Genomic DNA, 12,062 nt, shown 5'->3' with positions numbered 1-12,062 from the left:
GCGCGGCGTTTTCCGCCCGGAACTGCGTCAAAACAGGCTGGGCGGCTCGGCGCTCAATTGGCCACCGGGCCGCCCCCCAAACTGCTCAGTTGGTCGTCGCGGCCGGCGCGGTGCGGCTGTCGGCGGCGACGATGACGCTGAGGCCGGCGCGCAACTTGCCGGTCTTCAGCACGTCGGCCGGCACGTCGATGCGGACCGGCACGCGCTGCACCACCTTGGTGAAGTTGCCGGTGGCGTTTTCCGGCGGTAGCAGCGAGAACACCGCGCCCGAAGCCGGCGCCAGCGACGAAACCGTGCCCTCGAAGGTCTGGCCGTCGATGGCATCGACCGTGATGCGGACCTTCTCGCCAGGCACCAGCCGGCCAAGCTGCGTCTCCTTGAAGTTGCCGACGATGTAGAGCTTATCCATCGGCACGACGACGGCGAGCTTCTGGCCGGGCGTGACGAGGTCGCCCTGTTCGACCGAGCGGTTGCCGACGACGCCGTCATAGGGCGCCTTGAGCACGGTGAAGGAAAGGTCACGCTGCGCCTTGTCGCGGGTGAGCTGCAGCGAGGCGAGCGTGCTGGCGGATTCCGCACGCTGGGCTTCGAGCACGCCGATATTGGCCTGCGCGGCGGTGATCTGCGCGTCGGCGCCGGCGAGGGCTGCCTTCGCCTGGTCGAGCGCCGTCTGGGCGTCGTCGAGTTGTGCCTGCGTGCCGACATGCGTCTTGAGCAGCTGCGCCGCGCGGGCCTGTGCGCGTGCCGCATTGTCGGCCGCCGCCTGGTCGGCGATCTTCTGCGCCTGTGCTTGCGCCAGCGAGGCCTGCGCCGCCTTGGTTTGCGCATCGATGCGGTCGAGCGTCTTCGCCAGCGTGGCGATCTGCGCCTCCGCCTGGCCGACCGCGATTTTGTAGTCGCCGTCATCGATGACGAACAGCGGATCGCCGGCCTTGACGCTCTGGTTCTCGCTCACCAGCACCTTGTCCACATAGCCGGAGATTTTCGGCGACACGAACGACATGTCGGCCTGGACATAGGCGTCGTCGGTGGAGATCATGAACCGGCCGTCGGTCCAGTAATCGTAGCCGTACCAGGAGCCGGCGCCGAGGAGGCCCAGCCCGATGATCGGCAGCAGCAGCGAGCGGACAGAGCGCTTCTTCTTGGCCGGCGCTTCGGCAGGCGCGGGAGGAGCGGGCAGTACAGGCGCTTCCGGAGCTTCGGTCGACGGCTGGACCTTGGCGTTGGGGAAATTGCGGACTTCGGCGGTAGCGGGCGCGTTCGAGGACATGATAATCTCTCTGGGACAAGTCAGTCAGACTGAACCGTTCGGTTCGAATTGGTGATTGACATAGCGCGGAAAGAGGCCCATATCAAGAGCAAATCGAACCGGTTGGTTCGAAATATTTCGTGAGGTTTGACGTCGATGGTCGAAACGACAGCCGATAGCGATCTGCTCGACCTGCGCAAAGGCCGTCCCGCGGCCGGGCAGGATCCGATCAAACGGGCCCAGATCATCGAAGGCGCGCGCCGCGTCTTCATCGACAAGGGCTTCGAAGCCGCATCGATGAACGACATCACGCGCGAGGCCGGCGTTTCCAAGGGCACGATCTACGTCTATTTCGCCAACAAGGAAGAGCTGTTCGAGGCTCTCATCGAGGAAGAGCGTGGCACCATCTTCAAGAATATGTATGAGGTGCTCGACCATTTCGACGACCTGCGCAAGACGCTGGTGAAGTTCGGCATGGTGCTCTCCGCCAAGATCACCTCGGCCAAGGTCATCCAGGCGCAGCGCACCGTGGTCGGCGCTTCCGACAGGATTCCCGAGCTTGGCGCCCGCTTCTACGAGCGCGGTCCCAAGCGTGGCCACGACAAGGTGATGATCTTCCTCAACGAAGCCGTCGAACGCGGCCTGCTGAAGATCGACGATGTCGATCTCGCCGCCTATCAGTTCACCGAGCTCTGCCTCGCCGGCCTCTTCCGCCAGTGCATTTTTTCCTACCGCACCAAGGCGCCGAGCCAAGCCGAGATCGAGCATGTCGTTCGCTCCGGCGTGAACGTCTTTCTGAAGGCCTACGGCACCGAGAAGCTCGCGGCCGAGGAGCAGGCGTCGCTCTCGGCGTGAACCTGCGGCGCGCAGCGATTGCGAAGGAACGCGAGGCGCTTTGACGACGCTACGGCGCCGCGGCAGCCGACTTCGATGCCACCGGTCACCTCCTTCTTCCAGCCCAACTCGAACCGTCGACCGGCACTTTTCCCGGACCCTTCCGGAAGAGCTTGTTAACCATCGGTTCCTATGTCTCGGGACACGTTTGTTCGACGAATCTCGAGTGTGACATCCATGCGTTTTACCCGTGCCAATCCTTCCGGCGCTTCCGCTTACGGCGACAACGACGACAGCAGCTCGGAAGACGCGCGGCATCATGGCGCTGCCGTGCCGCCGCAGCGGCAAACGGGGCAGGTCGTCACGCTGCGAGCCGCCGCTGACGGCGAATCGAACGCCGCCGATTCGGCTGGCGGCGACGAGTTCGGCGGCCAGGCCTGGCAGCAATATTTCTTCCTCGCGCCCAATGTGCGCTTCACTCGCACGCCGGATTCCGACAAACGGCCCGCACCGGAGCCAGTTGATGAAGCGCCGGCCAAGGCGGTGGCTTCCCGCGGGCTTCCCATTCGTCCGGCGCCGCTGGCGCCCCAGCCGACCAATCCGGGCCGGGCAGTCCCCGGCGCGGCCGCCACCGCCCCGGCCAAGCCGCCGCAGGCCATCGTCAAGCCGCAGCAGGCCAGCGCCGCGCCGCCGCCACGGGCCGTAGCCACTCCGGCACAAAAGCCGCAGCCGCCGAAATTTCGTTGGTCCTATCTTTCCGACGATGCGTTTTTCGAGTTCAGCCTGCCCTTGCTCGCCGAGCGCCTGGCGCGGGCACGGCTGAACGATCCTTTGCAGACGCCCGCGGCTCCCGCGCGGATGAGTCCTGCGGCGCAACCGAGCCCGTTCCGCCCCGCCGCGATCGGCGAGGCGACCTCGTTCTACCGCGTCATCGAATGGCGCTCGCACGGGCCGGCCGCAAGTCTGGCCCCGCTGACGGCGCCGGTCGATCTGCCCGCTCTCCGGTCCGCTCCTGGGGAAATCGAATCGCGCGCGCCCGCGCCTGAGTCCGTCGCGCCGCGTCCCATCGCAAAGAGCGCCAAGGCCGCCAGACCCGCGCCGCCCCTGCCCGTCGCCGGCAAGGTCGCGCCGCAGCCCGCTTCGGCCGGCTACGAGCTTCCGCCCGAGGAATTGCTGCAGATGCCGCCGGAAGGCCAGGGCTTCTACATGTCGCAGGAGCGGATGGAACAGAACGCGGACCTGCTCGAAAGCGTGCTGGAGGATTTCGGCGTCAAGGGCGAAATCATCCATGTCCGGCCGGGTCCGGTCGTCACGCTCTACGAGTTCGAGCCGGCGCCGGGCGTGAAGTCCAGCCGCGTCATCGGCCTGGCCGACGACATCGCCCGCTCCATGTCGGCCATCTCGGCGCGCGTCGCCGTGGTGCCGGGCCGCAATGTCATCGGCATCGAGCTGCCCAACGAAACGCGCGAGACGGTCTATTTCCGCGAGCTGATCGAATCGGCCGGCTTCCGCAACACATCGTGCAAGTTGGCGCTGGGGCTGGGCAAGACCATCGGCGGCGAGCCGGTCATCGCCGACCTCGCCAAGATGCCGCATCTGCTGGTCGCCGGCACCACCGGCTCGGGCAAGTCGGTCGCCATCAACACCATGATCCTATCGCTGCTCTACCGGATGAAGCCGGCGGAGTGCCGCCTCATCATGGTCGATCCCAAGATGCTCGAATTGTCCGTCTATGACGGCATCCCGCATCTGCTCACGCCGGTCGTCACCGATTCCAAGAAAGCGGTCACCGCGCTCAAATGGGCGGTCCGCGAGATGGAGGAGCGTTACCGCAAGATGGCGCGCCTCGGCGTGCGCAACATCGACGGCTACAACCAGCGCGCCGCGGCCGCCCGCGACAAGGGTGAGGTCGTGGTGATGCAGGTGCAAGTCGGCTTCGAGAAGGGCACGGGCGAGCCGCTGTTCGAGGAGCAGGAGATCGACCTCGCGCCGATGCCCTACATCGTCGTCATCGTCGACGAGATGGCCGACCTGATGATGGTGGCCGGCAAGGAGATCGAAGGCGCCATCCAGCGGCTGGCGCAGATGGCGCGCGCCGCCGGCATCCATTTGATCATGGCCACACAGCGCCCGTCGGTCGACGTCATCACCGGCACCATCAAGGCCAATTTCCCCACCCGTATCTCCTTCCAGGTGACGTCCAAGATCGACAGCCGCACCATCCTTGGCGAGCAGGGCGCCGAGCAGCTGCTCGGCCAGGGCGACATGCTGCACATGGCCGGCGGCGGGCGCATCGTGCGCGTGCACGGTCCCTTCGTCTCCGATCTCGAGGTCGAGCACGTCGTGGCGCATTTGAAGGCGCAAGGCCGCCCGGAATATCTCGATACGGTCACCGCCGGCGAGGAAGAGGAAGAAGATCCGGCCGACACGGGTCCAGTCTTCGACAAGGGCTCGATCGACGCCGAGGATGGCGACGCCCTCTATGAGGAGGCGATCAAAGTGGTCAAGCGCGACAAGAAATGCTCGACCTCCTACATCCAGCGCCGCCTCGGCATCGGCTATAACCGCGCCGCCTCGCTGGTCGAACGCATGGAGAAGGAAGGCCTGGTCGGAGCGCCCAACCATGTCGGCAAGCGCGAAATCCTTGCCGGTCGGCGCGATCATGTTTCGGAGCGCGACGAGACGGATTGAGTGGGGCGTTGAGGGCGCAGTCAGGTCGGCCGATCACGCCTGGTCCTGCCCGTCCTTGTTCGATCTGGGGCCGTCGGGGAAGAAGTCAGCCGGGCGAAGCGGAGGCTGGGTGAGGGAGCACCATACGCGGCTGCCCTGCTCCAAGGCGAAAAATGCGTCAGCCGCCGTTCGCCACCAAGGCGATCGCCGTGCGCAGATCCTCGAGCCCTGAGGCCTTTTCCGACGAAGTCGCGAGCACCGCCGGGAACGCCGCCGGCCGTTTCTTGATCTTGGCAAGCGTCTCCTCGATCAGCTTCGGCACGCCGGCCGCCTTGATCTTATCTGTCTTGGTCAGCACGATCTGGTAGGACACCGCCGCCTTGTCGAGCAGCGACAGCACCTCCTCGTCCTTGGCCTTGATGCCGTGCCGGGCGTCGATCAGCACATAGACGCGCTTCAGCGTGACGCGGCCCTGCAGATACTCGAAGATCAGCTTCGTCCAGGCATCGACCTTATCCTTCGGTGCGCTGGCGTAGCCGTAGCCCGGCATGTCGACCAGCGCCATCGGCGGCAGGTCGGCGCCTTCGCCGGAGAAGCCGTCCGGCACGAAATAGTTCAGCTCCTGCGTCCGTCCGGGCGTGTTGGAGGTGCGCGCCAGCCCCTTCTGGCCGACCAGCGCGTTGATCAGCGACGACTTGCCGACATTGGAGCGGCCGGCAAAGGCGATCTCCGGCGGCCCTTCCGGCGGCAGGAATTTCATCGACGGCACGCCGCGGATGAAGATCCACGCGCGGGTGAACAGCTCCGGACTTATGGCAGTTTCGCTCGTGGTTTTATCCGGCGCGTTCAAACGGCGGCCTCCAGCTTGGAAATGTCGGCGCCACGAATGGCGTTGAGGTTGCGGCTGACCTTGTCGACCGGCCAGTTCCACCAGGCCGCTTTCAAAAGCCGTCGCACCGTGAACTCGTCGAAGCGCATCTTCACCACCTTGGCCGCATTGCCGGCGACGATCGCATAGGGTGGCACGTCGTGCGTGACAACCGATTTCGCTGCGACGATCGCGCCATGGCCGATCTCGACGCCCGGCATGATCACCGCATCCATGCCGATCCACACGTCATTGCCGACGATCGTGTCGCCGCGGATCTCTTTCGACCAGGTCTCGGGGTCAAAACCTTCCTCCCAGCCATGGCCAAAGATGTTGAACGGATAGGTGGAGAAGCCGGACATGGCGTGATTGGCGCCGTTCATGATGAAGCGGGCACCCTCGGCGATGGCGCAGAATTTGCCGATGATCAGCCTGTCGCCGATGAAGGGATAGTGGTGCAGCACGCACCTCTCGGCGAATTTGTCCGGGCCGTCGGGATCGTCGTAATAGGTGAAGTCGCCGATCTCGATGTTCGGCGCATTGACCAGCGGCTTCAGGAAGCCGACGCGCGGATGCATCGCAATGGGATGCTTGATGTTGGGGTTGGGTCCGGTCATCGCGGTCAGTCCTTAGTTGGCAGGCACGAGGCGGCGCCCTGGCGACGCTGTCTCCCGATCAAACTACCGTGATCAGGCTGCAGCACCAACCCGCGCTCAGCGGCTGCCGCGACAGATCACGATCGGGTTGGAAAGCGCGCTGTCGAAACCGCTGCCCTGATAGGCCTGGACGTTGGAGGCGCCGGGCGGCAGCGCGAAACTGCCGTCGACGACTTTCTGGTCGCCGGCCGAGGTGTGCAGGGCCCAGCTATAGGTGCAGAACTGCGGCGGAGCCTTGGGTTGCACGTGGCTGCAGTTGAGCTGCGCGCCGCCGAGCATTGCCGCGCCGCCGCAGCTCACCGCTTCCTTGGCGGCGGCCGGAAACGCGCATGTCAGCAGGGCAGCCACGGTCGCGATCCTGAGCCGGTTCATCTTCATTTTTCGTGCGTGCCTCTGCCGGCCTTCAGTTGCGCCACGTCGGCGCGACGTTTGCTCCAGGCGGCTTAGCTGGTCTTGCGCACCGCGTCCAGCAGGATTATGTGCATGATGATAATAAGCATGCTCACGAAAGCTTGTCTGCCGACTCCGAAGTTCCTCCCATGCCTTCCTCGCTCACCAGCAGCTTCGTCCTGCACGACGTCGCGCGCCTGCCCGGAAAACGCTTCGAGCAGCGCTCGCGCCGCTCGAGCCAGACTCGCGGGCATTGGCAGGTGCGGCCCTATCTGTCTCGACAGCAAGGCATTCACCTTTCCGCGGACGCGCGGCAGGAGCTGCAAACACTTTGTCTGATCAAATCCAATCTGCTCGAGGCCTGCGCCCAGCCGGCTGTCGACCGGGAGAAAGTCCATGTCTGAACCAGCCTCACCACGCAAACCCGCCGACGGCGACAATGCCGGCGACAGAAGCAGCGACCAGGTCATTCGCCTGGACAGCCAGCGCGAGCAAAGGCGTGCCGCCAATCCGGGGATCGAAAACGATGAGCTGGAAGCCCCTGTCGCGCCGGAACCTGCTGCGCTCGAAGCACCCTCGGCCCAGCCGAAGCCGGCCGCCGTCACGATAGCCTCGCCGGCCCGGGCCAAGCCGCGGCGCAGCTTAACCCGGTCTGTCCTGTTTGCGCTGCTTCCGGTGGCGCTGGCGGTCGGCGGCTATTACTACGTCGTCGGCGGTCAGGTCATGACCACCGACAATGCCTATGTCCAGGCGCAGTCGCTCGGCGTCTCCACCGATGTTTCCGGCACCGTGCAGGAGATCGACGTGCATGACAACGAGGCGGTTAAGAAGGGCCAGGTGCTCTTCCGCTTGCGGCCGGCCTCGTTCGAGACGGCGCTGGCCGGCGCTCAGGCGCAGCTCGGCACGGTGCGCAACCAGGTGCTGACCTTGCAGGCGAGCTACCAGCAGTCGCTGGCGCAGATCGCCCAGGCCGAGGCCGACATCCCCTACTACGAGTCGGCCTTCCAGCGTCAGCAGGACCTGCTCAAGACCTCAACCGCCTCGAAGGCGACTTTCGACAGCGCCCAGCACGATCTCATCGCCGCCCGGCAGAAAGTCATCGTCGCCAAGGCGCAGGCGCAGGCAACGCTCGCCCAGCTCGGCGGCGACGCCGACCAGCCGGTCGAGAAGAACCCTTTCTACCTGCAGGCCCAATCGGCGGTGGACGATGCCCAGCGCAATCTCGGCGATTCTGTTGTCAAGGCGCCGTTCGACGGCGTCGTTACCAATGTCGATGCGCTGCAGGTCGGCAAGTACCTTCCCGCCTCGCAGCCGGCCTTCAGCCTGGTCTCGTCGACCGACATCTGGATCGCCGCCGAGCCGAAGGAAACCGAGCTCACTTATGTCCGGCCGGGGCAGAAGGCGACGATCAGCATCGACGGCTATCCGGGCGAGGTCTGGCATGGCGAGGTCGGCAGCATCAGCCCGGCCTCGTCGTCAAGCTTCTCGCTGCTTCCGGCGCAGAACACCAGCGGCAACTGGGTCAAGGTCGTGCAGCGCATCCCGATGCGGGTGACGATCGACGACCCGCAAGGCAAGCCGCCGCTGCGCGGGGGCATGAGCGCGGTTGTCAGCATAGACACCGGCCATGCCCGCGGCCTGCCCGATTTCGTGACCGACCTCTTCAGGCGATTTGAGCAAAAGTCATGAACACCGTCGCCACGGGCACGCCTGCGGTCGCCAATCGCGGAGCCATCACCGCCTGCGTCATCCTGGCGGTCATCATGCAGGCGCTGGACACCACCATTGCCAATGTGGCGCTGCCCTATATCCAGGGCAGCGTGTCGGCGAGCGCCGACCAGATCAACTGGGTGCTCACTTCCTATATCGTCGCCGCGGCGGTGATGACGCCGCCTTCGGGCTATCTTGCCAACCGCTTCGGCCGCAAGCGCATCCTGCTGGTCGCCATCACCGGCTTCGTCGTCGCCTCGGTGCTGTGCGGCTTTGCCCAGTCGCTGCCGCAGATCGTCGGCTTTCGGCTGCTTCAAGGCCTGTTCGGCGCCGCCCTTGTACCGCTGTCCCAGAGTATCCTGCTGGACATCTACAGCGTCGAGGAGCGCGGTTCGGCCATGGCGCTGTTCGGCGTCTCGGTGATGGTCGGCCCGGTGCTTGGGCCCGTCATCGGCGGCTGGCTGACCGAGAATGTTTCCTGGCGCTGGGTCTTCTACATCAACGTGCCGATCGGCGTGCTGGCTTTCGCCGGCGTCTCGATGTTCGTGCAGGAGACCAAGCTCGACCTCAAGGCCCGGCTCGACTGGTTGGGTTTCGGCATGCTCAGCCTCGCCATCGCTTCGCTGCAGATGTTCCTCGACCGCGGCGAGCAGCTCAACTGGTTCTCCTCGTCCGAGATCATCGTCGAGGCGCTGATCTGCGCGTCGGCCTTCTATATCTTCATCGTCCACACCTTCACCGCCCGCGACACCTTCGTGAACCCGCGGCTGTTCCTCGACCGGAATTTCGCGGTCGGCATGGTGTTCATCTTCATCATAGGCATCACCTATCTCGCCTCGCTGGCGCTGATGACGCCCTACCTGCAAACGCTGATGGGCTATCCCGTGGTGACCGCCGGCATCGTCATGGGGCCGCGCGGCCTAGGCACCATGGCCTGCATGTTCCTTGTCGGCCGGCTGGTCGGCAAGGTCGACACGCGCTGGCTGCTGTTCACGGGGCTCGCGGTCACCGCCTGGGCGATGTACGACATGACCGGCTGGACCCCGGACGTTTCGCAATGGACGATCATCCGCACCGGCTTCATCCAGGGCGCCGGCTTAGGCTTCCTGTTCGTGCCGCTCACCACCATCACCTTCGCCACGCTGGCGCCGGAACGGCGCGCTGAAGGGACGGGCCTCTACAATCTGTCGCGCAACATCGGCTCCAGCGTCGGCATCTCGGTCGTCACCGCGCTTCTGACGCAGAACCAGCAGATCAACCATGCCAACATCGCCGACTATGTGACGCCCTATAATCCGGCGTTCGGCGATCCGGCGATCGCGCAGGCGCTGAGCCCTTACACCGCCGCCGGCCGCGCCGCGCTCGACGGGCTGGTCACGCTGCAGGCAACGATCATCAGCTATGTCGACGACTTCGAGCTGATGATGTTGCTCTCGCTCGCCGCCATCCCGCTTGTGCTTCTGCTGCGCAAGCCTGGCACACCGACCAAGGTCGACCACAGTGCCGTCATGGAGTGAGCTGGTGCATGTCGCCCAAAAGCGCGGAGCGGTTTTGGGAAAACGACACTGCATTAAAACAAAGTCCCTAAAGCGCGTCGCGCTTTAGGAGGAAAACCGGGGTCCCCCCGCGGGACCCCGGCCTGCCGGACGGCCTTCCCAACACCGGCGTCGCTGCGCCGGAAGCCGTCGCGGCTTTTGGGGAGGACCGGGGAAGCTACGAGGCAGGCCATGCCGCAGTTTCGCGGGGGCAGGCCAAATTCCGAAAGACGGCTGCGCGAAGTTCTGTCCGGAGCGCCATAGGGCAAGCCGCCAACGAAAAAACCCCGGTCATGCCGGGGTTTTTGGTGTTAGGGCCGGGGTGCCATCTATTCCGCCGGCGATGGTTTCTTGCGGAACATCGCCGCCAGATTGTCCCACAACTCGATCTTGGCGCCTTGGCGCTTCATGATCACGCCCTGCTGCAGGATCGAGAGCAGGTTGTTCCAGGCCCAGTAGATGACGAGGCCGGCCGGGAAGGAACCCATCATGAAGGTGAAGAGGACCGGCATCCAGGTGAACACCGCGGCCTGCGTCGGGTCCGGCGGCGTCGGGTTCATGCGCATCTGCAGGAACATGGTGATGCCCATCACGACCGCCCAGGCGCCCATATGCGGGAGGAAGGCCGGCGGCGCGAAGGGCAGCAGGCCGAACAGGTTGAACACCGAGGTCGGATCGGGCGCCGCGAGGTCGTGGATCCAGCCGAAGAACGGCGCGTGCCGCATCTCGATGGTGATGTAGAGCACCTTATAGAGCGAGAAGAAGACCGGGATCTGCAGCGCCACCGGCCAGCAGCCGGCCAACGGATTGATCTTTTCCGTCTTGTAGAGCTCCATCATCGCCTGCTGCTGCTTCATCTTGTCGTCCGCGTATTTCTCGCGGATTTCCAGCATCTTCGGCTGCACCTTCTTCATGTTCGCCATCGACGCGTAGGACTTGTTGGCCAGCGGGAAGAAGATGGCCTTGACGATGACGGTCGTGGCCAGGATCGCTAGGCCGAAATTGCCGAAGAATTTGTACAGCGTGTCGATCAGCCAGAACATCGGCTTGGTGATGAAATAGAACCAGCCCCAGTCGATCAGCAGATTGAACTGGCGAATATGACGGTCAGCCTCATAGGCGTTGATCTTGGCGACTTCCTTGGCGCCGGCGAACACTTCGGTTTCGATGGTTGCGGACTGGCCGGCCTCGATGTTGATCGGATCAGTGAGGAAGTCGGATTGGTAGCGATGGCGCCCGTCCTCGAAATAGCCGTAGCGTGGCTGGAAGGGCTGCTTTTCGGTCGGCACCATGGTGACGGCCCAGTACTTGTCGGTGATGCCGAGCCAGCCGTCGGTCGACTTGCCTGGCTTGACTTCCTTGTCCTTCTCGATGGCGGCGTATTTGTATTCCGTCAGCCCCTCGGTGCCAGTAACGCCGATCAGGCCTTCATGCAGCACATAAGTGCTGGCGACCGCCGGCTTGTCGTAGCGCGTGACGCGACCGTAGTTGAACAGGCTGACGGCAGCGCTTCCCGAATTCTGCACGGTGTCCGAAACGGTGAACATATAATCGTTGTCGACCGAGATGGTGCGCTTGAAGGTCAGGCCCTTGTCGTTGGTGTAGGTCAGCGTCACCGGCGTCGACGGGGTCAGCGTCGGATTGCCCTCAACGCTCCACACCGTGTCGGAACTCGGCACCGCGCCGGTCTTGTCGGTGCCGACGAACCCGATCTCGGCGAAATAGCCGGTCGGTAGCGCCTGCGGATTGAGGAGTTGGATCTCGGGCGAATTCTTGTCGACCGTCTCGGTGTAGTGCTTGAGCTTGAGGTCGTCCAGGCGAGCGCCGGTGAGATTGATCGAGCCCTCGAGGCTCGGCGTGTCGATCTTGATGCGCTTGGTCGCGGCAACCGCCTGGTCACGGCTCTCTACAGTGACTGTCTCGCCGCCAGGTGCGGTCGGGATGGCGCCCGGAGCCGGCGCCGGCGTCCCGGCCGCGCCCGGATTGGTCCCCTGCGCTTCCTTCTTCTGCGCCTCGACGCGCTGCTGCTCGATGCGGGCCTGCTCGCGTTGCTGCTCCATCTTGGGGTTCATGTAGAACACCTGCCAGAGCGTCAGGATCAGCACCGACAGCGCGATGGTGATGAAGAAATTGCGGTTGTTTTCCATCGA

At 64.6% G+C, this 12,062-nt stretch carries 10 protein-coding genes; 5 read left to right on the top strand and 5 right to left on the bottom strand.

The window, feature by feature from the left end; all coding sequences use genetic code 11:
• Positions 1–85 precede the first annotated feature (85 nt).
• Complete coding sequence (locus P9217_RS10590; protein WP_127241619.1) at positions 86–1,270, bottom strand: HlyD family secretion protein; 1,185 nt, start codon at positions 1,268–1,270, stop codon at positions 86–88.
• A gap of 135 nt (positions 1,271–1,405) precedes the next feature.
• Here P9217_RS10590 and P9217_RS10585 point away from each other — a divergent pair, with 135 nt between their 5' ends.
• Together P9217_RS10585 and P9217_RS10580 are read left to right on the top strand one after the other, a co-directional pair.
• Entirely contained in the window at positions 1,406–2,104 is a 699-nt protein-coding gene (locus P9217_RS10585) for a TetR/AcrR family transcriptional regulator (RefSeq protein ID WP_067323814.1), read from the top strand.
• A 216-nt stretch (positions 2,105–2,320) separates the two neighbouring features.
• The gene (locus P9217_RS10580; protein WP_278086056.1) at positions 2,321–4,774 is read left to right on the top strand and encodes a DNA translocase FtsK; all 2,454 of its coding nucleotides are present in this window, start codon (positions 2,321–2,323) and stop codon (positions 4,772–4,774) included.
• 157 nt (positions 4,775–4,931) lie between these two features.
• Here P9217_RS10580 and yihA read toward each other — a convergent pair whose 3' ends face one another.
• From yihA to P9217_RS10565, 3 genes are all read right to left on the bottom strand, one after another.
• Positions 4,932–5,603, bottom strand: coding sequence for a ribosome biogenesis GTP-binding protein YihA/YsxC (gene yihA, locus P9217_RS10575; RefSeq protein WP_278086057.1), 672 nt, complete (start codon positions 5,601–5,603; stop codon positions 4,932–4,934).
• Positions 5,600–6,238, bottom strand: a complete 639-nt coding sequence (locus P9217_RS10570; protein WP_127324171.1) for a CatB-related O-acetyltransferase — start codon at positions 6,236–6,238, stop codon at positions 5,600–5,602. The genes yihA and P9217_RS10570 overlap by 4 nt, the downstream gene beginning before the upstream one ends.
• Positions 6,239–6,334: 96 nt before the next feature.
• A complete protein-coding gene (locus tag P9217_RS10565; protein ID WP_278086058.1) occupies positions 6,335–6,649 on the bottom strand; it encodes a hypothetical protein in 315 nt (104 codons plus the stop codon).
• A 35-nt stretch (positions 6,650–6,684) separates the two neighbouring features.
• Between P9217_RS10565 and P9217_RS10560 the strand changes: the two genes are divergently transcribed.
• The 3 genes from P9217_RS10560 to P9217_RS10550 are packed head-to-tail and all read left to right on the top strand — an operon-like array spanning position 6,685 to position 9,894.
• Positions 6,685–7,071, top strand: a complete 387-nt coding sequence (locus P9217_RS10560) for a hypothetical protein (RefSeq protein WP_245466600.1) — start codon at positions 6,685–6,687, stop codon at positions 7,069–7,071.
• Positions 7,064–8,356, top strand: a complete 1,293-nt coding sequence (locus P9217_RS10555) for an HlyD family secretion protein (RefSeq protein WP_278086059.1) — start codon at positions 7,064–7,066, stop codon at positions 8,354–8,356. The genes P9217_RS10560 and P9217_RS10555 overlap by 8 nt, the downstream gene beginning before the upstream one ends.
• Complete coding sequence (locus tag P9217_RS10550) at positions 8,353–9,894, top strand: DHA2 family efflux MFS transporter permease subunit (RefSeq protein ID WP_278086060.1); 1,542 nt, start codon at positions 8,353–8,355, stop codon at positions 9,892–9,894. The genes P9217_RS10555 and P9217_RS10550 overlap by 4 nt, the downstream gene beginning before the upstream one ends.
• A gap of 347 nt (positions 9,895–10,241) precedes the next feature.
• Here the strand turns inward: P9217_RS10550 and yidC are convergent, their stop codons facing one another.
• Positions 10,242–12,059: a membrane protein insertase YidC gene (gene yidC / locus P9217_RS10545; protein WP_067002989.1), complete on the bottom strand. Its 1,818-nt coding sequence runs from the start codon at positions 12,057–12,059 to the stop codon at positions 10,242–10,244.
• Between the last annotated feature and the right edge of the window lie 3 nt (positions 12,060–12,062).

This window comes from Mesorhizobium sp. WSM4989, from assembly GCF_029625795.1.
Taxonomy (GTDB): Bacteria; Pseudomonadota; Alphaproteobacteria; order Rhizobiales; family Rhizobiaceae; genus Mesorhizobium.
This window is presented reverse-complemented; position numbering and strand designations above follow the sequence as displayed.